Source organism: Chroococcidiopsis sp. TS-821 (assembly GCF_002939305.1).
GTDB lineage: Bacteria > Cyanobacteriota > Cyanobacteriia > Cyanobacteriales > Chroococcidiopsidaceae > Chroogloeocystis.
Map to the genome: position 1 here is coordinate 23,046 of NZ_MVDI01000013.1, position 21,665 is coordinate 44,710.

Here is a 21,665-nt window from a genome sequence, read left to right on the forward strand (position 1 = left end):
TACGAGTGTCGCGTATCTTCAGGTGCAAAGCCCGTAACTGGCAAGCGCCATCACAACTCAAATGAAATGTGATGAGGAAGAGATTAAGCTATCGCTTATAAAGCTGTGTTGAGGTCGAAATTTTTAAGAGGAAACAATGTTTAAAAGATTGATCGGGCTTGCGGTGGCTACTATATTGCTGACATTTGGTGTCATTGTCGGCAAGGCAGCCGCAGTGGAACTAAGCGAAGCTGTGCGAACAGTACCGCTGAATGACCAAGGCGATACCATGGTGCTGAGCCTCAAACAAGTCCAAGAAGGGAAACGCTTATTTAACTTTGCTTGCGCGCAGTGTCACGTTGGAGGTGTCACTAAGACAAACCAAAACGTAGGGCTAGACCCCGAAACACTTGCTTTGGCAACCCCACCCCGCAATAATATTGAGGGACTTGTGGATTACATGCACAACCCCACTACCTATGACGGTGAAGAAGAAATTGCAGAGTTACACCCTAGCACCAAGAGTGCGGATATTTACCCAGCAATGCGGAATCTTACCGAGGATGACTTAGTGGCGATCGCAGGTCATATTCTGCTCCAGCCCAAAATTGTCGGCGATCGCTGGGGCGGCGGCAAGATTTACTACTAAACTCTTGTCAACAAGCGATTAGCTTTTAGCCATTAGCTAACCAAAGCAAAGCTAAGAGCTAATTGCTTTTCTGTTATTTAGATTAACTGCAATTTTTCTCACGAGTATCTCAATTTCTAGCCATTCACCCTACCGTAATCGCGTTTCAATTTAAATAAATGTTAAGTACAAGCTGCGTGCGCCGTGTAATTATAATTTGGTCTATCGTTGTCGTTCTATTCCTACAGATTACTTCTCCCGCTCTTGCTGCTGTTGACCCTTATCTCGCGCGCTATTTGCGTCTTACTGAACCAATTGCCTTAGAAGTTGACGAACAAGGCACTACCCGCGAGTTTTCCCTCGAAGAAATATCACAAGGCAAAGTACTTTTTGAGAACAACTGCCTAAACTGTCACGTAGGCGGCGCAACACTCCCAGATCCCCAAACCTCACTAGCACTGAATAAGCTAAAAGGAGCCAACCCTCCCAGAGATAATGTGAATAATCTTGTCGCCTTTCTCCGACAGCCAATGACCTACGATGGCTCGGAAGAAACATACTGGTGTCGCCAAGTACCTGAATCCTGGATGTCACAAGAGGAAATAGAAAGCTTAGCCGCGTTTGTTCTTACAGCAGCACAAAAGGCTAAAGGATGGGGTGCAGAAGAGTTCTAAGGCATTTTTGTGTCACATCCAGTGCGTTTTTTGATTTTTTATAAGAAAAAATGTATCTATGACAACTTGTCGTACTTGGTGTTTGTTTTTATTTAAAATTAAATAGCGACGATAAACCTCTTTGGAGAAAACTATGAAATTTATTGCTGCAACTTTGCGGCGCTTCGGTACAGTTGTATTAGCACTCGTACTCGTTGTCGGTAGCTTTGCGTTCTTTGCTCCTACAGCAGCGGCCGAAACTTACCAAGTTAAACTAGGTTCAGATAAAGGAATGTTAGTTTTCGATCCAGCAAAACTAACAATTAAACCTGGTGACACAATTGAATGGATAAACAACAAAGTACCTCCCCATAACGTTGTCTTCGATGCAGCCAAGAATCCCACTAAGAGTGCAGATTTAGCAAAAAGTCTGTCTCACAAGCAGTTGCTCATGACACCAGGTCAACAAGTTAAAACCACCTTCCCAGAAGATGCACCTGCAGGCGATTACACCTACTACTGCGAACCCCACCGCGGTGCTGGTATGATTGGCACCATCACTGTTGAAGGCTAATCGTGCTACTTGCGAGTTGCGTGGTATAAATTAATTTCGCACGAGATAACTTCATATCAATGCCTCAAGAGCCACAACATCAACTCTTGGGGCATTTTGATTGTTGAATAGCATAGAGTGGCTCTTCTCCCAGTTTTGGGCTACCGCGTACGTATCCCCTAAATACACCCTAGTGCGCCTTTGGCAGTATTATCCCGTGGTAGCAACTGGCGTGGATTTAAGAGGCTGAAGTTGGTATAGTTACTCAGCAATAACACTCTTTCAATACACTTTCACACCAACTCGTTGCTAAATCCATCCACTAGTTAGAAGATATAAAGTTAAAAATTGGTTATTGTGGTTGCCAGTTTCGCACAACAAAACGCATGGTTCCTATTCGAGATAATAATCCCACGTCAATTACGCCTTACGTTACCTACGGGCTAATTGCGGCTAACGTTCTAGCCTTCTTATATGAAGCAAGTCTATCACCACAGCAACTTGATGCCTTTTTCCATTTAGCGGCAATTGTCCCGCGCGAACTATCTGCTAGCTTTGCCGGAATTCCCGTAAATCAACCTGTACCAGAGTGGGCGACTTTAATCACATCGCAATTCCTCCACGGTGGGCTTTTGCATCTAGGAGGAAATATGCTGTTTTTGTGGATTTTTGGCAATAATGTCGAAGACCGTTTGGGACATTTTAAGTTTTTGTTCTTCTACCTAACTTGCGGCGTTTTAGCAGGCTTAGCGCAGTGGTTCTTCTCGCAAGGTTCGTCAATTCCTTCGTTGGGTGCAAGTGGCGCGATCGCAGGCGTGATGGGTGCATACATTATTCGCTTCCCCACGGCTGAGGTGTTAACGCTCATTCCCTTAGGATTTTACTTTCCGGCAGTGCGACTTCCCGCGTTTTACTTTCTCGGTTTTTGGTTTCTCCAGCAAGCTGCGTATGGCTTTGCGAGCTTAGAAGCTCGTACTAATATTGGTATGGAAAGCGGTGGAATTGCCTACTGGGCGCACGCTGGTGGTTTCGTCTTCGGTGCGATTTTAGGTCCACTCTTAGGCTTATTTAAAGACGATTCGCAGCAAGAATATCTCTAAGCACAGAATGTAAAGGGAAAACACTTTCCTTTTACTTCTGCATCAAATGGGGCAAAAAATATAGATTTAAAACTTAGCCTTTATTACCGTTCATTTCAAGAAAAAACACGCTGGTAACTGCTTAAAGATTGCATGCCAGCAATAAAGGATTTAGCTTTTAGCTATCATGAATAATTAGTGGTGGTAAAGCAGCAGACGATACATTAGCATTTGTATTTGATGAATAGGAAGCAAATCTGTGGTACCACTGCGAGATAATAACCCAACATCGATCACTCCCTATGTAACCTATGCGCTAGTTGGCGCAAATATATTCATTTTCTTATATCAAGCTACGCTGTCACCGCAAGAACTACAAGCATTTTTCAATCGCGCAGCAGTTGTACCGTGTCAACTCTCATCAACCTGTCCTGTTCCTGTCGATCAGGGCATTCCCGAATGGTTGACGCTCATTACATCGCAATTTTTGCACGGCGGTCTGCTGCATTTAGGCGGCAATATGCTCTTTTTGTGGGTGTTTGGTAACAATATTGAAGATCGTTTAGGTCATATCAAATATCTGATTTTCTACCTCAGTTGTGGTGTTTTAGCGGCATTAGCACAGTGGTTTTTTTCCCAAAATTCTACGACTCCGATGGTAGGTGCGAGTGGCGCGATCGCTGGAGTCATGGGCGCATACATTCTCCGCTATCCTAAAGCTCAAGTATTAACTCTCGTTCCTATCGGGTTTTTCATCACAACATTCCGCATTCCGGCGTATTTCTTTTTAGGATTTTGGTTCGTTCAGCAAGCATTCTACGGTATAGCAAGCTTACCTGCACGCACTAACATAGGAATGGAAGGCGGCGGTGTTGCCTACTGGGCGCACGCTGGTGGTTTCGTATTTGGCGCAATTTTAGGTCCGATGTTGGGTTTAATGCGGCGCGATTAGGTAAAGGGGTAAGGGATGTGCCTTACCCTGCTAACCATTCACGACAGGAAATCCTTTGCAATTGCCTTCAGATAATACGAGCAAATGAACGCAAATCGCACACAGCAAATTGCCAGCATTGTCGAAAAACGCCGTCCTTTGGCAGATAAAATTGCAACAACAGCAGCAAATTTAGCAACGCTTTCGCAAGCACTACGAAATCTCGAAGCGCATCGCCAACACATTCTCGCGCAAGTAGATGATGAGAGTAGCTACGGACGGTTGCAAGAAATTGATTTAGCGTCAATACAGAATAACATTGCCATAGAATTGCGATCGCTAGCGCAACTTCAGCAACGTTTTGCGCGCAATACACTCAATATTGGCGTAGTAGGACGCGCCCGCCAAGGAAAAAGTCGATTCCTGCAAAGTTTAACAGGATTGACCGCCGCTGAGATTCCGGATGGCGATCGCCAACATTGTACAGGAGTACGCAGTACAATTCATCACAATCCGAGTAGCGATATTTACGGAGAAGTGTGGTTTCATTCAGAGCGCTCGTTTTTGGAGGAAGTCATCGCGCCTTATTACGAACAGCTACGTTTAGGCGCAAAACCAATTACACTTACAGAGTTTACAAGTAAACCGCTACCACCATTACCGCGCGAACTACCTGGATATGCTGAACCAGGGGCAATGTACGAACATTTAGGCAGGTATCACGCCAATATCGACAAATACCGTCACTTACTGCGATCGCCTTCGCCGCGTAAAATACCCAGAGAAGAAATTCGCGAATACGTCGCGCAAGATACAACCGATGGTCAGCGCGTGTTTTTCAACTATCTTGCAGTTCGGGAAGTGAAAATCGTCTGTAGCTTTCCGCACGCAGATGTTGGACAAATTGCCTTAGTTGATATGCCAGGATTAGGCGATACTGGCGTTGGCGATGCAGAAAGACTTGTCAAAACCTTAGGAAACGATGTCGATGTGGTATTGTTTGTACGGATGCCAAAATCCTCCGGTGACTACTGGGCGGATGTTGATGTCCGGTTGTATGATACTGCACGCGCGGCATTAGTTGACTTACCACTCGAATTGTGGTCGTTTATGGTGCTAAATCGCACCGCTGCTGACTCGAAAAACGGCGATAACTTCAACAACTGCAAAGACTTAGCCGACACATTAGCCGAAAAACACATCAAAGTAGTCGATTGTGCGATCGCAAATTGTGCCGATCCTGCGGCGGCAAACCAAGTTTTAGACCAAATTCTCGACTATCTGGCAACGCATATTACAACTTTAGATGAGAAGTATGCGACCTCTTGCCAAGAGCGATTACTGCAACTTCAGAATACAGTAAATATAGAGCTAGAAAAAGCCAACAAAGCTTTAGCCCTAGCAGTCGGTGAGAATTGGTTTCCTTTATTCGTCGAATTGTTTGAGCAATTATGGAATGAACTAACAAGTGGTTTAGAAGCACTGCTACGACATCTCAAAGCACAACGCAACGAACAAAATAGCGATTTTAAACAACAAGTCGCCACCGCAATTGCTGCGTGTCGTCAGGATACCGGAATTCCGAGTATCGAGCAAATTGAAAAACGACGCGATCGCACCGGTGGTTATCCGAATGCTTACTACCAGTATATGCACGAAATTCGCGCGCATCTATCGCAGCATTTTTTAGCTTTGGATGTTGGTTTACAGCGATCGCTAACGCGAGTAAAGTCACAAGTTGCTGATGTGTTAATCCATCAAGCGCGGTTAGGCGGTATAACTTCGGCAACAGGTGTGGAATTTTTACAAGAAATTGCGCAGCAACTACCCGATACTTTACCAACGTTGAAACTGGGATTTGAAATCTTAGCAGAGTTTGAGATTTCCTATCGCGGGTTGATTCAACATCGAATTCGCAAGCATTTGGATGGATTAACACCCGATGAAACAACGTTGCAACTTTCTAAATCGCCTTCGGCAAAAGAAATTTTATCTAACCTAAAAACACTTCATGCAGAAGCGGTGTATGGCTGCGAGACGGCGTTAGAAGACTTACTCAGCGAACCTAGTTTAGCAGCGTTTGCAATCGTGGAAGAGTTTGTCGATCGCATTCTTCGCGCAGAAGGGGCAAAATCAGAATGGCGGATCTTTTTAGAAGAAGCAAGGGCGGAAGTTTGGCAAGCGGAGTTTATGGCTTTAGGCGATCGCACGCGACTGCGACGGGAATGGTTTGATGCGATCGCGCGCGCTACGGCGGCGAATCAATCGAATGCGATGCAGTTTTTGGGTTAGATTCGGGGCGGATAGAGGGCACGATGTTGCGATTATTGGGTGTAGGTATATAGAGGAAAGATGAGGGTTGATGCACGAAATTAAAATTACGATGTTGGGTCCTAGTGGGGTGGGTAAGACGACTTTACTGACCGCAATTTATGAGCAATTCGAAAGTAATATTGGGAAAACGAATTTACAACTTACACCTGATGAAGAGAGTTCGGCGATTCTACAAGAAAGGTTAGTGGAACTAAAAACTTTACTCGACGATTTTGAAGCAACTGGGGGAATTCAAGGAACCGAAGGCGAACCGGAAGAGTTGCGATCGTTTATCTTTGGTTTAGGGCAAAAAGGTCAAAAACCTTCTTTACAATTACATTTTCAAGATTATCCTGGTGGCTATCATGCAGCAAAAGCCACACCAGAAAAAAGACAATTTGTCAAGAGTTTACTGACTGATTGTGTCGCGGTTCTCATTGCAATTGATGCACCAGCATTGATGGAACAAAACGGTAAATGGCATGAATTTATTAATCGTCCACAGCAAATGACAGATTTATTCAAAACAGCGTATCAAGATTTAGATTCACCGCGATTAGTCATCTTTGCGCCCGTAAAATGTGAAAAATATCTCCAAAGCGAAGCGTCCGCTAAAGAACTTTTGCAACGCGTCAGAGAAGGATATAGCAAACTTATCGACTTATTTAACTCAGCCAATCTACTTCCTAAAGTTGCTGCGGTGGTGACTCCGGTACAAACAGTCGGTAGCGTCGTTTTTTCCAGAATTGATACAAACAATAGTACACCACATTTTCGCTTTCGTAAAATTAGCCACGACGCCGTGTATAATCCACAAAATAGCGAACAACCACTAAGATACTTATTGCGGTTTATCTTAAAGTTGCATATCGACACGCGATCGCGTAGTTGGGGAATATTTAGTTTCCTCCGCGATTGGCTAGGAAGAGACTATCATCTCAAGCAAGCCGTTAGTCAATTTGCCAGTGAGTGTAAAACAAACAATGGCTTCGCCTTACTTCAAGGAGAAGACTTATTAAAAATTAGCTAAAACCTCCAAAATCTCTCCCTATCTCTTATCCTTTGTGTCTTTGTGGTTCGTTGGTTCGTTTCAACAAGATTACTATTTACACATTAAATATTATGAACTATGAATATCTACATCCAAAGTCGCGGTGTTCCTCCAGACGATGATTATTGCTGGCAACCCGAAGTACCAAATATTCTCAAAAAAAATCGTATCAATGACTTAATTCAAAGCGAATCACCGTCAGTAATTTTAGCGCGGTTTGATAGCACACTCCTCCTACTCATCACCAGCTTAGAATCAAGCGAAAGAAAAGATTTTCAAGGACGTACAATCCGAAATTCTGTGGCTTGGGTAGGAGAAGATACAGAAGCAAATGAAAAAAAACTACGCGCGATCGCAGCGTGTGCTTTACGCGATGAACTGCGAGAAAATTTAAGAGCAGAAATTGACAATGCCGTAACTTTTGGTAGTAACAACGGTTTTCAAGTCAACTTCGATGCCTTAAGTCATTTAGCAATTGAAGAAGTTATTAGCGTACGCAACTTTCCCGCCAATTTAGATAAAAAACTTGGCAAAAATTCAAAACAGCAACGCGACGAACTTGCTTACGAACTCGAACAACACAATTTACCAAAAGAAAATGCGCCCTTACTTGTTGTCACAGGTATTAAATCCGAATCAACTTTAATGGCAGCCGGAGTGTGGCGGGGGTTATCTAATCTCGTACAAACAGGAGGATGGAAAGACCCTTATAAAAAAAGTTCCACGTCCGAAAAAACAATTACGAGCAGTCACTCGAAAAATCAGAAAAACAATCACTTAGTTTTACTCATTTTATTACTCGCAGGCATCGCGATCGCAATTCTACTTTTATTTGTCATTGCCGAAACTAACCTCCAGTCGCAACCAGAACTCAAACCAACTTCGCAATCAATTTTTCCGCTGCGTCTAGTTAAGTTCGTTCACTCTTTATAGGCGCATACCTCACCAACCAACGATGTAACCCCAACACGACAACAGCCAGCGGAATCATCAATACAGGAATAATTTCTAACCCAGCTTGATTTGCAATCCAACCAACAAGCGTTGGCACCGTTGCTGCACCTAAACTAGCAACGCTAGTGACAAATCCGATCGCCGCTGGCACCATATGAGAAGAAACGCGCTGCGGCATCAACCAGATCGTTGCGGGAAAAATGGGGGCAAGTGCAAAACCAATGACAGGTAAACTAAATAACTGATTTGGCAACAACCACCAAGCAATTAAACCAATCGTTAGCAACGCGATCGCTAAATCCAGCGTGCGAATTGCACCCCAGCGCGCGACGAAACGCCCCATAATCAAGCGTCCAATTGTTAGCCCTAACCAATACGCCGTAACGCTGTAACCGGCAATAACTTCAGGAGTTCCGCGACTTAAACTTTGAACGGTATACGCCCAGTTACCTAAAGAGGCTTCTGTACCAACGTAAACGAGTAACAAGACCCCTGCAACTAAGACGGCGGGTGTTCTCAATGCTAATTTAAGACTTGTCCTCGCATCAGTATCTTGTGTGATGACACGCTTAGCCATCGGTTTATAGTTAGAGACGACCGCCCACAACATCCCAATTACAGTAACGCCGACAATCGCAGCGATGTGCAAATAGATGCGTCGCCAGTTCATTCCGAAAGCAAGAAGAGTTGTCGCTAAGGCAGGACCTAGTAATGCACCAACACCGTAGAATGCGTGTAACACGCCCATAATATTTGCGTTACGCTGATTGGCAATGTAGGTGTTGAGTCCAGCATCGATCAGTCCAACTCCTAACCCTAAAAACGTTCCCGCCGCAACCATAATATGCCAACGCGGGGCGATCGCATAAACGACTAACGTACTCGTCAGCGTCAGCGACGCCATCAGCAACATCCGCGCCAATCCGATGCGGCTAACCAATAAACTACTAGAAAATGCCGCAACCATGTAACCGCTGACTTGGCTGAGAAACAAAAAAGTTACCGTTGCTGGAGTAAGATTATAAGCAGTCAAGATGGAAGGTAATAAGACTCCGAGACCTCCCTCTGCAATCCCAATGGCAATAAAAGCGTAAAATGCAAGCGCAATACCGATCCACCCTGGAGCACGCATAAAATAAATTTAACTTGTAACCTTGACAGGATAACAGGATATACAAGTCAAGTAGTGAGCGGTATTTGCTGCTGACACAAAGTGCAATCTTCTGGAGACATTGCATCCATACCCTGTAGTGAAATTAAAACTTCAGTGCGACAAGATAAATCAACATTAAATAACCCTTTAGTTGCAACAAGTCCCACACCTACAGGTTCCGCACCCGCTTGACGCGCGATCGCAAGCAATTGTTTTGCAGTACCTCCGGTTGTCGTGATGTCATCAACGACTAAAACCCGCGCCCCAACAGGAAAAGTAAAACCTTCAATCAACGCATAAGTCCCAGATTTTTCGCGGGCGATCGCAACTTCTACTCCTAAATGCTTCGCGACTTCAAAAGCTAAAATACTCCCAGCTTCGTTTGCACCTAAAACATAATCAATGTTCTCATTCGCAAACCGGCGAGCGATTTCTGCAAAAATAATCTCAGCGGCTTGGGGATAGCGCAGCAGTTTGATGCAACGAAAAAATCGAGACGCATGAAGTCCACTTGCTAGCTGAAAATGTCCACTTTGCAGTGCTTCTGTTTTTTCAATAAGTTGGGCGATTGCGTGTTCTGACATTGGGGTTGGAAAATTAACAAGACGCTTGGCGACTGAAGTCGCAGCTAAAAAACTAAGTCCAACTTCGTGGACTCATCAAATTAGAGTTGTATAAACTTGGCACTTTCTCCTGTATTGTACCTGCAACGAGATTGCCAGATTTGAAGACAGCTAATCGTGTTGCTTGATGTAAAATTGCTTCGGGAATTGAGTAAGCATCGAAGACAACTAAATCGGCTGCATGACCAGGTTCAATTCCATAGGATAACCGTAACATCTTGGCGGCGTTTTCTGAAATTGTCTGCCAAAGTCTTTCTAAATCTCGGTTTGCCATGTAGCCTGTTAACTGTGCCAGCAATAATACAGCCTTCAGTAAATCTGCGTCGCCATAACGCACAAACGGATCGCGTAAATTATCAGTACCGCAAACAACATTCACATTGGCTTCAAGAAGTTCGGCAACTCGCGTTAACTTAATTCGTGTTGGTAACACAGTGACTGAAATTTCAGCGTTTTTCACCAGTTCAATCGCCGCTTGGGCTTGACTAGGGGAAACATACGCCAGCGAAGCAATATGTGAAACTGCGACTCGCCCTTGATAATTATGTTCAATCGTTTTCTGCGCGACATACGGTAGTGTAAATGCTTCCGCGCCATCCCAGTTATCCAGATGCAAATCGAGGTCGCAGTCGTAGCGCAGTGCTAAATCAAATAACGCATCAACTTGCGCTTCTGGATTTGACGACCATAAACCTTGATTGACATTACCGCCAATCACTTTTATACCACGTTGTAGTGCTTGTTCAATGTATGGCGCTGCACCCGATTCTAGTGTGTCTGGAACTGCAAACCATCCCTCTTGCGGAAACGCAACTAATTGAATATCGATTTGATGCGCCAGCGATCGCTGCACATTTAATAATCCTTCTACCGCGCGCAACTCGACAAATCTATCCGCTTCCACATGCGTGCGAATTGTTGTTGTTCCTGCGGCTATACTCCACTGCAAAGCTTGCGAGGCGCGTTGTTCGACATCTGCAACTGTAAAACGTGACTTTAACTGTCGTACGGCTTGAATTGCTGAGGCTAGTCCGTTTTGAGCAAAAACATCGCCTACAAACTCGGCGGTTAATGCTTTATCCAGGTGCGCGTGTGCATCAACTAAACCCGCAGTTAAAACTTTACCATCGAGATTCCACACCGTTTGCGCAGCGAGAAAATCACCTTCAATAACTGTCGCAATCTTACCCTCTACTACACCAATACACCACCGCCCTGCACGATCTGGCAAAGTCGCGTTCGTCAACGCACAATCTAGATTCACGCTTATATCCTCAAATTGTCCGCTGTTCTTTAGGCGGCAAAAAGCTATCATTAAACACGTCTTCGGGTGTGGGAACCTCAGCTAACCCAAAGCCTTTTGCAACTTGTTCTAGCGTCGTTTGCAATCGCGCGCGATCGACACCACCCAAGCCGTTTTGCTCAACTTCAGGGCTAACATAGAGCGAATCTAACGCAATTTGGAGTCTTTCTCGTTCTTGCGCTTGATCCATCAATCCGTCTTCACTCAGTTCCATGACAGCAGCTAAACCCTCATCAGGATTTCTAATCGTGTCTTGCAAGCCGCGTAAATACGCACTGACAAATCCCCGCACTACTTCTGGATTTTGTTCTAAGAAAGATTCGCGGACAATCAACGCGTTACCGTAAAGGTCTAAACCATGATCTGCATAAAGAAAAGTATTCAGGCGATCGGGACCGTAACCTAACTTGTTGAGTGGTGGCAAACTCGAAATATTAAAGCCAGAAATTGCATCAAATTCTCCTTGTACAAGCAGCGCCTCGCGCAATCTTGGTTCGACGTTATTCCAAGTCACAGAATCAGGATTTACCCCTGTTACTTGCGCAAAAACAGGCCAAAGTCGCCTTGCTGCATCACCTGCGGGGGCGGCTAACCGCTTACCTTCAAGTTGTTGAGGAGAAGAAATTCCAGCCCTATCAAGAGCCATAATCGCAAATGGCGAACGATTATACTTAATAGCAACGGCAACTAATTTATCGTTGGGGTTCTTTTGGTTAAACTCGACCATCGAGTACATATCGCCTTCGCCAATATCATAGACACCACTGGCAATTTTATTAATCGAGTCTGCCGAACCGTATCCGCGATCGAATCTGACGGCAATTCCTTCTTCGGCGAAGTATCCTTTTTGAATTGCGATCGCAAGTGGTGCATCCACCGCTTGCAATAACCAAGATAAGGTAAAGCGCACCTCGCGTAACTCGCGATTTGGATTATTGACGGCTGTTTGTGCTGTTGTTGGAGGCTGAGACGTTGTTTGATTAGCACAGCTACCGAGATATACTGCTGATCCGGCAACTAATGCAAGTGCAATAAATTTTGTCCAAACCTTCGGCATGATTGTCTTGCTCATAACTATATCTGTCTTTGGGATTCGACGGCAGGAAATCTTTCAACGCGATCGCAGCAACGATTTGTAACCAAGCCACATGAAATAAAACTGGCGTATTTGCCCTAGAATTGGGAAACAAGGTTAAGGTCAAAAGGTGTGTCCACAGGACTAGGAAGTGGACTTCATTCAACTGCGTAACACTTCATAACGATGTCAATGAATTTATTGTTTAAATCGTGACTAGAAACAATCGATCGTATATGATATATAAAACCTAGGCGTTCGCAATTTAACTGTAAGCATCGCTACAAAAACTGCGCCCAAAGGAGCGAACCTTGACCGCAAAGCTGCAATTTCCAGCCGTTACAGGACTTTCACGCACGACGCAAGCAAGTGTTACAGATTATTTACGAAAAGCAATTCTTTCAGGAGAGTTACCTGCGGGTACTCGTCTTGTACAAGCAGAATTATCGCAAGCACTCAACGTGAGTGTTACTCCCATCCGCGAAGCACTCCGCGAACTAAGTACGCAAGGTTTAGTTGACTTAGATGCCTTTCGCGGTGCTGTAGTCCACACGCCAACGCTGGCAGAATTAGAAGAAATTTTTGAGATTCGGGCGGCGTTACTGCCGTTGAGTATTCAAAGAGGAGTATATGCGATTACCGAGCGAGAACTTCAGCAGGCAGAATTGCTGTTAATGCAAATGGAAGTTGAAAGCGATCGCCCCCGCTGGGTAGAACTGAATCGCCAATTTCACGATTTGCTGTATCAAGCAGACCGCAGTTTGCATTTAAAAACTTTACTACAACGCTTATCAGATATTGCAGCGATTTATATCAACTTATCGTTTGCCGAAAGACCATTACAAAAAGAATCAGCCGATAAAGAACACCGCGAACTTTTAGCAGCATATCGTAGTAAAGATGCAGTGCGGGCAACAAATATATCTCTCAACCACATCAATTCAACGCTAGAAGCCGCCAGAAAAGTCTTACAAAGTCATTAGTAAATAGATTATGAGTACTTCAACTTCGCAACAGTGGATTGATGTTGGCGTCTTTCGCTTACCAATGTCTGCACCAGAGGATGTAAGTGGTTTACAACATCTTTTAGAAACACAGCAAATTCAAGCCGAAGATATTGTCGCGATTATTGCCCAAACCGAAGGCACAGGATACGTACGCGGCTATGCATCTTTGTGTATGCAACTATTGCTGTCGCAGTATTTGCAAATTTCTGTAGAAGACGTTTTTCGTCGCATTCCGATGATGATGATTGGGTTATGTGGCGGCTTGATGAGTCCGCACTATACGATATTTACACGTAAGGCAGTTGCTGCACCCGCAACACCTCCTCCAGAAAAACGATTAGCTGTAGGAATTGCCGATACTCGCGTGTTGCTACCCGAAGAATACGGCACCATGACGCAAGTCAAGTTAGTAGCCGAAGCCGTAGAAGCCGCGATCGCGCAAGCTGGAATAAGTTCCTTAGACGACGTTCATTGCGTTGAAATCAAATGTCCCGCAATGACTCCAGCGCGGCTGCAAGATGCCGAAAGGCGTGGGGTGAAGGTTGTGAGTACTCATCTCAATCAAGCAAGTTCGATGGCGAAGGGTGCGTGTGCGTTGGGTATTGGTTTGGCTTTAAAAGAAATACCTCAAGAAAAGCTAGACGATCGCGCGATTAACTCGAATCACGCACTTTACACAAATCGCGGTTCAGTGTCTGCTGGCGGAGAACAATCAGCGTGTCGCGTTTTAGTAATGGGTAACTCTGCGTTGTCGGTAAGTCGCTATCGCGTCGGAAGTGGAGTCATGCAAGATCAGTTGGATACAACTGGGGTGTACGTAGCCTTGAAATCCGCAGGGTTAGATTGTCAGATTCCACTCACAACCGATCGACAAAATAAGATTGCGCAAGTCTTTGTCAACTGTGGTGCAGATGCCGTCACTGCGGTGGGCAATCGCCGTCACACAATGCACAGTGATTTTTTAGCAGGCTATGCCGGAATTATGGCAAAAGCGGTAGCAAATGCGATCGTGGCTTCGGTAGTCGGCGATACGATGATTCTGGCGTCGGCAGGAAATGAACATCAAGGTGCGCGAGGAAGTAATTTGGTGGCGGCGATCGTTGATGTGGGAAATTAGCAGGGTTTCATAGCGCCCGCTTCCTCGATTCTAGAGGAGAAAATGTCGTTGAGGGGCAAATTGAGGATTTTTAGACAACAGCCATTTGACAAGGAAGTAAAAATATGTATTTGCGTCAAACGCGAGAGTTAACTCACCAAGGGGCGATGGTAGTGTTGCAAGGGGCGATCGCCAAAGCTGAAGAAATGGGCGTACCGCAGTGTATTGCGATTGTGGATACTGGGGGAAATTTATTGGCGTTTGTGCGGATGGATGGCGCGAAAATTTTGAGTCAAATTTCGGCAACGCAAAAAGCCGTGACGGCGGTTTCTTCGCGAGTACCAACAGGAGGAGTTGCGCAAGATGTCGAAATCAAACTGGCATTGGCAACGGGGGGACAATTAACGAATTTAAAAGGTGGAGTTCCGATTACGATTGATGACCAAATCGTCGGGGCGATCGGTGTGGGGTCGGGGACTGGACAACAAGATGTCGAAGTCGCTTTAGCTGGAATCGCTGCGTTACAGGCAGTTATGTAATACTTATGAAAGTAGAAGTTCACAAAATACCGCAAAATAGCCCTGATGACTTATCGCAATTCGACGCCCTGATTCATAGCGGCAAGATCGATCCGCATAAAATTGTGGCAATTCTTGGTAAAACGGAGGGTAACGGTTGCGTTAATGACTTTACGCGCGGGTTCGCAGTGCAAACGTTGAAAACATACCTGCGCGAAAAAGCGAATCTTGAAGTTGCACAACGAATTATTTATGTGATGTCAGGCGGTACGGAAGGAGTTTTAAGTCCGCACCTAAATATTTTTACGCGAGACGAGGAAGAAGGAGCACAACGCTGGGGCTTAGCGATTGGAATTAGCCGGACGCGGGACTTTTTACCAACCGAGATTGGTACGCTCGCAATGGTTGAAGAAGTAGCTGTGGGGGTAGAAGCTGCGATCGCTGACGCGAAGTTAAATAAAACGGATGTTCATTTTGTGCAAATTAAATGCCCGTTAATCGTTTCTACGCAACAGGTAAAAGCGAGTAACAGCTATCAATCGATGGCGTATTCGCGCGGGGCGTCTGCATTAGGTGTGGCTGTGGCGTTGGGAGAGATTAGTTTTGAGCAAATAACAGCAACAGATATTTGTGCAAACTATACGTTGTATTCTCAAGTTGCTTCGACTTCAGCAGGAGTGGAGTTGCGTAACTGTGAAATTATCGTACTGGGTAACTCGCCGCATTCCACAAGTAACTTTGTTATCGGACACAGTGTCATGCAACACGCGTTGGATCGCGAGGCAATTTGTCAAGCAGTGCGCAGTACCAATCAACCCTTAGAACGCGTTGTCAATATCTTTGCCAAAGCTGAAGCCGATCCTTCGGGATTTATTTTAGGACGCCGACACACGATGTTAGATGACTCGGATATCAATCATACACGCATGGCAAGAGCCGTTGTTGGGGCGATCGCGGCTTCTGTCGTGCAAGACCCAATGGTGTATGTTTCCGGTGGTAGCGAACATCAAGGTCCTCCTGGCGGCGGTCCTGTCGCGGCGATCGCCTACTTGCCAACACAATGAGTAAACTACCCGCCGCTAAGCACCGATAAACCCGCTCGTTACTATAGTGGAGGCTTTTTGTAGCCCTAGAACCACACGTTCCAAGGAACAATATAGTTCCGAACCTCTAGGCTGGTTTACTAATACAGCCCCAAGTTTTTTAATATTAACTGCACCATTTTATGTCTTATTAAATTCTAAATAACAACAACAACAACAGCGTAGCTGATATGAAGTTTTATCACTACGCTGTTTTCATGTCTATACAAATTCCTCTTTTAACTCTACAATGTAAACAACGATATTGAGGGTAGGCGAGGATGAAAGTCCAAAAAGGTATCCTCCCAGACAGTGACTATCCGGTTTGGATGGTACTGGATGATGATTATTTACCTATCGAGCCAATCCAGAAATACCTGCATTACTTAGACAGCGTAGGGCGTTCTCCAAATACGATTCAGACTTATGCCCACAACCTCAAACTATTCTGGGAGTTTTTACGGGATTCAAAGTTAAACTGGCTCGAAATTGATTTGGAGCAGCTATCAAACTTTATTCACTGGTTGAGAAACCCTAATAAATACAAGTATGGTGGATGGGTAACGTTGTAGAAAATGAAAACAACGTAGAATGTTTACCCAGCAAACGCTGTAGACGTTGTAAACGACATAAACCATTGTAGTCAGCATCTCCAGTCCAATTGCAAACAGCATTAATACACTTAAAGGACTTGCCGTTACGTTCTCCAATTACATTGCAACAATGGCAGGTTTTTGATGTGTATCGTGGGTCAACTAATACTATTTCAACTCCCGCAGCCAAGCTTTTATAAGTTATAAATTGTCTCAGTTCAAAAAACGACCAAGAGTTAGACAATCTTCGTTCTTTCTTGCTGCGAGGTAGCTGATTTGTTCTTTCCCTGATCCCTTCTAAATTCTCTAACGCAATTACAGAATTAGATGCGAGAGCTTGCTGAACTAGGATTTTGCTGACGACATGGTTGGCGTGTTTCTGAAAACGTCGCTCTTTGCCCGATAACCGTTTCAGGAGTTGCCGACATCTACGCCGACTACTCCTTGTGCCTTTAGACGCTTTTTGTTGCAACGACGCTCTCAGTCTTGAATGATGGTTTCTAATTTTAGTTATTTGTTTTCCACTTGCTCTAAACCCATTTGTTGTTACGCATATGTCCGTCCTTCCTAAATCGACACCCAAAACGTCTTTCGATTCAATTGGTTGGGGCGCTTCATCTTTAACTTGAATGTTGATGAAGTATTCCCCCTTTTTTGTTTTAACCAACGTAGCAGAGGTAGGCTTTTTCCCTTTAAGCTTACCGATTTGATAGCTACCTAAAGATAATTTAAACTTCTCTCTACCACCTACCAACTTTAAACTTACTGTTTGATTCTTCTCGTTATAGGCAAATATTCGAGCATCGTAATCAACACTAGTCGGTTTAAAGTCTTTAACAGACTTGCCCTTTTGTTTAGCCGTCTTACGATTTCCTGCTACTCGATTAATGGCTCGAATGGCTAGGTTTGCAGATAGGTCGAACTGTTGCCTTACCTGCTCGTAAACCAAAGACTGAATCCGAACGTTGTTGGTTAGCTTGGAATCTACTGACTGATTTATCCAGTTGCAAGCAGCAGCAAAATTAACCAGCGTCGCATCTAGTTTGGCAACCTGGTCACCCTGGGTTATTAACTTGCAACTTATAGTCAGTATTGTTTCCATGCACTCAGTATATCACTACAATGATAAAAGTAGTGTAAAGCCTTGCACTACTTTTAATTGATATATTGGTTGCAATTCCTCCCACCACCAAACTTCGTTATGGTGGGGGCATCCTTGCGATACCTAGGTGAAAAGTCAGCAGAAAACGGTTGCAATTGTGGCAGAAACAGCAATACCAGTAGTGTTTCAATACTCGGTGGTTTACCCTGTTCTGTGTTTATTTGCTTGATATACGCGCGTACAGCTGACAGTACGCTTTTCTTTTTTTAACTACAGTCGGTGTAGATTTAGTTCTTCATGTGGCTACAGTAAGTGAGACGCAAAGCCCTATAATCCTGAAGGATACAATGGGTTTATTCGCGTCATAAATTAGCGGCTTTATTTAAAGCACGCGGCGCAGTAGAATAACGGCGATTGAATAATAAAATCAAGGTAACAAACGCTGTATGTAGTGATTGAATGCTTCAATGCAGGCGCGTCAGCTGATATCTATCGTCGCGATCGCGGTCGTCAATTACTCTAGATGCTTTCAACTCATGCGTACTAACGGTCCATCATTATTTGATATCTGGATTCAAGCTTGGCGCGATCTCAGTCATTTTGAGATTAATCCCCGTACGCACTTCAGCAGAAGTCGCTTAAGCATATCGCAGTTCAGCTTTAGCAACGCGGCAGTAATTTACAATGCGATCGCTCTTGGTAAAATTGCCTTTGATAACATTGCGTGAACGCCTTTTTGGGGCAAATTGACCACTTGCGTAATGCGAAAATTGACGGCTAAACTGCACAATACATAAGCTTCTTCGGCACTCAATCCTACAAAGCGCTTGAGTAGCTCAATCATATGCTGTAATGCAGATTCAAACGCTGCGTCTAAAGTCTGCCCAAAGCCCATTGTAATAATGTCGGTGGGCGTTTCAGCAATGGGAGTTGTGAGCTTGAGATCTTTACGCAGTGTTATCTTAATTCTGCCATTCATTGATGTTTCAATCGCAGTCAAATCAACTTCACCATCGCCTTGCGCTGAGTGTCCGTCACCAATGGAAAATAACGCGCCAGGAACAAAAACGGGTAGAAATATTCGCGAACCTGCTTGCAGTTCTTTGTTGTCAATATTTCCGCCATAATTACCAGGCGGAACCGAGGAACGATTTTCTGCGGTCGCAACACCAAGAATCCCAAAAAAAGGCTTGAGGGGAATTTTTATCCCACTTCCTAACGGAAACTCCGCAATTTGTTTGTCTAAATCTAATGGAATAAATTGTATCTTTTGTTCTGAAAAGTATTTAGGTAATGCACCTTTATTCGGGTAGATTGCATTAAAACCAACGGGTAATCGTGGATAAATTGCTTCTAAATTGACTTCCAAGACATCTCCAGGTTGAGCATCAGCGATCCAAATTGGTCCTGTGAGCAAGTGAGGTCCTAAATCAACTTTACGCTTGCTAGGAAGATGGTGACAAATCTCTTGCAATTCCGGCGTTAGAAATTCTGGCGGGGCTTTGTCGTAAACATAGAAGCCGGTGTATGTTTCAATGTCAATACTATCGCCTGAATGAATCGTTAAAACAGGTTTTAATTGAGGAGAAAAACCGCCTAGGTGTACCGTTTCACGACTAGCTTTAAGAATATGATGCGCCATGCGATCGCAAGATAGTCAAAAATTTTATTCTGTCGAGTTTATTTCAGTATTTTACTATCTTTATGTAATCAATTTAACAGAAAAATATTAAAAATTATGCTGGGAAAGATAGTGGAGTACAGTACGAGTTTGAAGCAACGTATTTCTACCTGATAAGAAACAACATCGCGCTTGTTCCCGCATTTTATATCATTGGCAATCCCAAAAATTTTAGCGATAACCCAACAGTCTATGTTGGTAACTTACGCGCCCAGTTTAGCTTTTAGTTGTTAGCCCTAGAAATTGTACCCTTCACTAAAGGAAAATTACGACATAATTTAAGTTCTCCTCATTTAAAGTAAAACAGTCACGTGTCGAATGACTTCTGCAACTGACCAAGCTTGGGCGATCGCACCTCTGGGAGTATGCGGCGCGTCACCGTCAAAAATTTCAGAAATTGAGCCAATACAAGCTTGCGCGTGAAAGTGTTCGAGTAAAGGTTGCCAATCGAAGGGAACAGGTTCTTCCAAGTTGTAACGTTGCCAAGCACGGATAAACGAACCAATCAGCCAACTCCATACCGTACCTTGATGATAAGCGCGATCGCGGTGTTCCGCATCTCCGATACATTTACCAACGTATTGTACGTCTTCTGGTGCTAAACTCCGCAATCCATAAGGCGTGAGCAGTTTTGCCCTAGCAACTTCTAAAATTTGCCGTCCTTGGTGTGAGGGAAATGCAGAATGATGAAATGACAGTGCTAAAACCGCATTTGGGCGAATTTGCGGATTGCGGCGATCGTCCGGTTCAATCGTGTCGTATAAGTAGCCTTTTGTCGGATTCCAAAACTTCTGCATCGAGTCTTTGACTTGTTCGGCTTGTTGTTGATAGCGTCGTGCTTGATTTAATAAACGGGCTTGTTCAAATCCATCCTCTTGACTTAAACGTTCTGCCCAAGTACTCGCCCAACACAAAGCAGAGTACCATAAAGCATTAATTTCGACAGGCTTACCGCGACGCGGCGTGACAGGTTGTCCGCGAACAATAGCATCCATCCACGTCAGCGCGACACCTGGTGCGTCCCAACTCACAAGTCCATCCGCAGCATCGACTTGGATATTAAACTTTGTCCCCGTCATAAAGGCTTTATAAATTTGCTGTACGACGGCGTACTCCTCGACTAAAAAATCCCAATCTTGAGTAGCTTCGAAATACAACCCTAAAGTTTCAATCCAAAGTAAAGCCGCATCAATACTGTTGTAAGACGGTTCAGCACCAATATCAGGAAACGTATTCGGAATCAAACCATGACGACAATAACGACCGAAAGTTTGTAATAGTCCTTTTGCTAAATCAAAGCGCTGCGTTGTCAGTGCTAATCCTGGTAACGCAATTAATGTATCGCGTCCCCAATCATTAAACCAGTGATAACCGGCAATAACTGTAGGTCCAGCAATCGAAGCGCGGTACACGACAAATTGGTCGCCTGCACGGAGTAATTGTCGCAGTTGTGTAGAAGTTGAAGAGTCAAAATTGAACGTTTGGGCAAGTCGTTGCTGTTCTAGTTGTACAGCATCAGTAAAATCGGTGTTTTGCAGTGCGGGTAAAGCGCTATTTGGAAATCCTACCCGTGCTTCTATGGTAAGACAACTTTCTGTGTCTAAGTGAATTGTAAGATAACCAGGACTATACAAGTCTTCGCGATCGCTTAACCCTCGATTTGTTTCTTCAGGCAAACGATAATTCCAGTACCATACGGGGTCGTGTTGATATTCACCCGCTGTCCAACGTAACTGCCAAGGTGTTCCTACCCATCCAGGGCGTAATGCCTGCAAAAATACCTGCTGTTGCCCCAAAAGTTGCGAAAATTGTAGATTTGGATCGGCTTGCTGCTGATGATGAAAATCGCGATCGGCAATCATGAACCGCAAGCGTAAAGTTGCTGGTAACTCTCCTTTGTAGCAATACTGAATCAGAACGCGATTTGTGTTGCTTTGTGAGGGTACAGTACCTACATGCGGCATAATAATTTGTCTCGTTAGCTGCCAATGATCTTCTTGCCATATCCAGGTAGGAACTGGGTCAATTTCAAAGCGATGCAGCAACTGAAAGCCTTTCGGCTCAATCACGTTGTTACCCCAATAATTTGTTCCCAAGGCAATAACTTTGCCTGCTACTTCTAAACTTGCTTCGATGTGCGACAGTAGTAACGTGCGCTGACTTGGTGGGTTTAATGCTGCAATTAACCAACCATGATACGTCCGCGTGCGCGCGTCAGTCACTGTACCACTCGCAAAACTTCCTAATCCATTCGTCAGCAGCCACTCGCGATCGTCTAAATTCTTCATTTG

The 21,665-nt window shown here is 44.4% G+C and carries 21 protein-coding genes and 1 pseudogene; 15 read left to right on the forward strand and 7 right to left on the reverse strand.

Annotation, left to right across the window (positions count from 1 at the left end; translation table 11 throughout):
* Positions 1-136 precede the first annotated feature (136 nt).
* The 8 genes from psbV to B1A85_RS21270 all read left to right on the forward strand — a co-directional run bounded on the left by psbV (position 137) and on the right by B1A85_RS21270 (position 8,120).
* Positions 137-628 carry a photosystem II cytochrome c-550 gene (psbV, locus tag B1A85_RS21235; RefSeq protein ID WP_104548723.1) on the forward strand — a complete coding sequence of 164 codons (492 nt, stop codon included), beginning with the start codon at positions 137-139 and terminating at the stop codon, positions 626-628.
* Positions 629-786: 158 nt separating this feature from the next.
* Positions 787-1,281 (forward strand): photosystem II cytochrome PsbV2, encoded by a 495-nt coding sequence (gene psbV2 / locus B1A85_RS21240; RefSeq protein WP_104548724.1) that lies wholly within the window; start codon positions 787-789, stop codon positions 1,279-1,281.
* Between the two features lie 133 nt (positions 1,282-1,414).
* A complete protein-coding gene (gene petE / locus B1A85_RS21245) occupies positions 1,415-1,834 on the forward strand; it encodes a plastocyanin (RefSeq protein WP_104548725.1) in 420 nt (139 codons plus the stop codon).
* A gap of 365 nt (positions 1,835-2,199) precedes the next feature.
* The gene (locus B1A85_RS21250) at positions 2,200-2,913 is read left to right on the forward strand and encodes a rhomboid family intramembrane serine protease (RefSeq protein ID WP_104548726.1); all 714 of its coding nucleotides are present in this window, start codon (positions 2,200-2,202) and stop codon (positions 2,911-2,913) included.
* Between the two features lie 238 nt (positions 2,914-3,151).
* Entirely contained in the window at positions 3,152-3,844 is a 693-nt protein-coding gene (locus B1A85_RS21255; RefSeq protein WP_104548727.1) for a rhomboid family intramembrane serine protease, read from the forward strand.
* An 84-nt stretch (positions 3,845-3,928) separates the two neighbouring features.
* Positions 3,929-6,115: a hypothetical protein gene (locus B1A85_RS21260; protein WP_104548728.1), complete on the forward strand. Its 2,187-nt coding sequence runs from the start codon at positions 3,929-3,931 to the stop codon at positions 6,113-6,115.
* Between the two features lie 70 nt (positions 6,116-6,185).
* On the forward strand, positions 6,186-7,166 hold the full coding sequence (locus B1A85_RS21265; RefSeq protein WP_104548729.1) for a Rab family GTPase: 981 nt from the start codon (positions 6,186-6,188) through the stop codon (positions 7,164-7,166).
* 99 nt (positions 7,167-7,265) lie between these two features.
* Positions 7,266-8,120 (forward strand): hypothetical protein, encoded by an 855-nt coding sequence (locus tag B1A85_RS21270; protein ID WP_104548730.1) that lies wholly within the window; start codon positions 7,266-7,268, stop codon positions 8,118-8,120.
* On the opposite strand, the gene B1A85_RS21275 is transcribed toward B1A85_RS21270, so the two are convergent.
* From B1A85_RS21275 to B1A85_RS21290, 4 genes are read right to left on the reverse strand one after another with little or no spacing between them, the layout of a single operon-like run.
* Positions 8,098-9,273, reverse strand: a complete 1,176-nt coding sequence (locus B1A85_RS21275) for a sugar MFS transporter (protein ID WP_104548731.1) — start codon at positions 9,271-9,273, stop codon at positions 8,098-8,100. The two genes, B1A85_RS21270 and B1A85_RS21275, sit on opposite strands and share 23 nt — an antisense overlap.
* Before the next feature lie 47 nt (positions 9,274-9,320).
* Positions 9,321-9,878: an orotate phosphoribosyltransferase gene (locus B1A85_RS21280; RefSeq protein ID WP_104548732.1), complete on the reverse strand. Its 558-nt coding sequence runs from the start codon at positions 9,876-9,878 to the stop codon at positions 9,321-9,323.
* A gap of 52 nt (positions 9,879-9,930) precedes the next feature.
* Positions 9,931-11,181, reverse strand: coding sequence for an amidohydrolase family protein (locus B1A85_RS21285; protein ID WP_168192454.1), 1,251 nt, complete (start codon positions 11,179-11,181; stop codon positions 9,931-9,933).
* Between the two features lie 10 nt (positions 11,182-11,191).
* Positions 11,192-12,292, reverse strand: coding sequence for an ABC transporter substrate-binding protein (locus B1A85_RS21290; protein ID WP_210404645.1), 1,101 nt, complete (start codon positions 12,290-12,292; stop codon positions 11,192-11,194).
* Positions 12,293-12,606: 314 nt separating this feature from the next.
* On the opposite strand from B1A85_RS21290, the gene B1A85_RS21295 reads away from it, so the two are divergent.
* The 5 genes from B1A85_RS21295 to B1A85_RS21315 all read left to right on the forward strand — a co-directional run bounded on the left by B1A85_RS21295 (position 12,607) and on the right by B1A85_RS21315 (position 16,570).
* The gene (locus B1A85_RS21295; RefSeq protein ID WP_104548735.1) at positions 12,607-13,278 is read left to right on the forward strand and encodes a GntR family transcriptional regulator; all 672 of its coding nucleotides are present in this window, start codon (positions 12,607-12,609) and stop codon (positions 13,276-13,278) included.
* Between the two features lie 10 nt (positions 13,279-13,288).
* Positions 13,289-14,419, forward strand: coding sequence for a ring-opening amidohydrolase (locus B1A85_RS21300; RefSeq protein WP_104548736.1), 1,131 nt, complete (start codon positions 13,289-13,291; stop codon positions 14,417-14,419).
* Positions 14,420-14,523: 104 nt separating this feature from the next.
* Positions 14,524-14,937, forward strand: a complete 414-nt coding sequence (locus B1A85_RS21305) for a heme-binding protein (protein WP_104548737.1) — start codon at positions 14,524-14,526, stop codon at positions 14,935-14,937.
* Between the two features lie 5 nt (positions 14,938-14,942).
* Complete coding sequence (locus B1A85_RS21310) at positions 14,943-15,980, forward strand: ring-opening amidohydrolase (RefSeq protein WP_104548738.1); 1,038 nt, start codon at positions 14,943-14,945, stop codon at positions 15,978-15,980.
* A gap of 299 nt (positions 15,981-16,279) precedes the next feature.
* Positions 16,280-16,570 (forward strand): site-specific integrase, encoded by a 291-nt coding sequence (locus B1A85_RS21315; RefSeq protein WP_210404646.1) that lies wholly within the window; start codon positions 16,280-16,282, stop codon positions 16,568-16,570.
* Here B1A85_RS21315 and B1A85_RS21320 read toward each other — a convergent pair.
* Positions 16,533-17,693, reverse strand: coding sequence for an RNA-guided endonuclease TnpB family protein (locus tag B1A85_RS21320; protein ID WP_104548739.1), 1,161 nt, complete (start codon positions 17,691-17,693; stop codon positions 16,533-16,535). The genes B1A85_RS21315 and B1A85_RS21320 overlap by 38 nt on opposite strands.
* 467 nt (positions 17,694-18,160) lie before the next feature.
* Between B1A85_RS21320 and B1A85_RS21325 the strand changes: the two genes are divergently transcribed.
* Positions 18,161-18,421: a DUF3303 domain-containing protein gene (locus B1A85_RS21325; protein ID WP_210404647.1), complete on the forward strand. Its 261-nt coding sequence runs from the start codon at positions 18,161-18,163 to the stop codon at positions 18,419-18,421.
* On the opposite strand, the gene B1A85_RS21330 is transcribed toward B1A85_RS21325, so the two are convergent.
* Entirely contained in the window at positions 18,373-19,335 is a 963-nt protein-coding gene (locus B1A85_RS21330; RefSeq protein WP_104548740.1) for an acetamidase/formamidase family protein, read from the reverse strand. The genes B1A85_RS21325 and B1A85_RS21330 overlap by 49 nt on opposite strands.
* A 101-nt stretch (positions 19,336-19,436) precedes the next feature.
* On the opposite strand from B1A85_RS21330, the pseudogene B1A85_RS25730 reads away from it, so the two are divergent.
* A pseudogene (locus tag B1A85_RS25730) lies at positions 19,437-19,601 on the forward strand (carbohydrate porin); the annotation flags it as partial.
* Positions 19,602-19,667: 66 nt separating this feature from the next.
* On the opposite strand, the gene B1A85_RS21335 reads toward B1A85_RS25730, so the two are convergent.
* On the reverse strand, positions 19,668-21,662 hold the full coding sequence (locus B1A85_RS21335; RefSeq protein WP_104548741.1) for an amylo-alpha-1,6-glucosidase: 1,995 nt from the start codon (positions 21,660-21,662) through the stop codon (positions 19,668-19,670).
* Between the last annotated feature and the right edge of the window lie 3 nt (positions 21,663-21,665).

Excerpts from the sequence above, each read along its gene's own strand:
- B1A85_RS21275 (WP_104548731.1), bottom strand. The coding sequence starts at position 9,273 with ATGCGTGCTCCAGGGTGGATCGGTATTGCGCTTGCATTTTACGCTTTT.
- B1A85_RS21280 (WP_104548732.1), bottom strand. The coding sequence starts at position 9,878 with ATGTCAGAACACGCAATCGCCCAACTTATTGAAAAAACAGAAGCACTG.
- B1A85_RS21310 (WP_104548738.1), top strand. The coding sequence starts at position 14,943 with ATGAAAGTAGAAGTTCACAAAATACCGCAAAATAGCCCTGATGACTTA.
- petE (WP_104548725.1), top strand. The coding sequence starts at position 1,415 with ATGAAATTTATTGCTGCAACTTTGCGGCGCTTCGGTACAGTTGTATTA.
- B1A85_RS21330 (WP_104548740.1), bottom strand. The coding sequence starts at position 19,335 with ATGGCGCATCATATTCTTAAAGCTAGTCGTGAAACGGTACACCTAGGC.
- B1A85_RS21270 (WP_104548730.1), top strand. The coding sequence starts at position 7,266 with ATGAATATCTACATCCAAAGTCGCGGTGTTCCTCCAGACGATGATTAT.
- B1A85_RS21305 (WP_104548737.1), top strand. The coding sequence starts at position 14,524 with ATGTATTTGCGTCAAACGCGAGAGTTAACTCACCAAGGGGCGATGGTA.
- B1A85_RS21300 (WP_104548736.1), top strand. The coding sequence starts at position 13,289 with ATGAGTACTTCAACTTCGCAACAGTGGATTGATGTTGGCGTCTTTCGC.
- B1A85_RS21250 (WP_104548726.1), top strand. The coding sequence starts at position 2,200 with ATGGTTCCTATTCGAGATAATAATCCCACGTCAATTACGCCTTACGTT.
- B1A85_RS21290 (WP_210404645.1), bottom strand. The coding sequence starts at position 12,292 with ATGAGCAAGACAATCATGCCGAAGGTTTGGACAAAATTTATTGCACTT.
- psbV (WP_104548723.1), top strand. The coding sequence starts at position 137 with ATGTTTAAAAGATTGATCGGGCTTGCGGTGGCTACTATATTGCTGACA.
- B1A85_RS21335 (WP_104548741.1), bottom strand. The coding sequence starts at position 21,662 with ATGAAGAATTTAGACGATCGCGAGTGGCTGCTGACGAATGGATTAGGA.
- B1A85_RS21315 (WP_210404646.1), top strand. The coding sequence starts at position 16,280 with ATGAAAGTCCAAAAAGGTATCCTCCCAGACAGTGACTATCCGGTTTGG.
- psbV2 (WP_104548724.1), top strand. The coding sequence starts at position 787 with ATGTTAAGTACAAGCTGCGTGCGCCGTGTAATTATAATTTGGTCTATC.
- B1A85_RS21260 (WP_104548728.1), top strand. The coding sequence starts at position 3,929 with ATGAACGCAAATCGCACACAGCAAATTGCCAGCATTGTCGAAAAACGC.
- B1A85_RS21325 (WP_210404647.1), top strand. The coding sequence starts at position 18,161 with ATGCAGGCGCGTCAGCTGATATCTATCGTCGCGATCGCGGTCGTCAAT.
- B1A85_RS21320 (WP_104548739.1), bottom strand. The coding sequence starts at position 17,693 with ATGGAAACAATACTGACTATAAGTTGCAAGTTAATAACCCAGGGTGAC.
- B1A85_RS21265 (WP_104548729.1), top strand. The coding sequence starts at position 6,186 with ATGCACGAAATTAAAATTACGATGTTGGGTCCTAGTGGGGTGGGTAAG.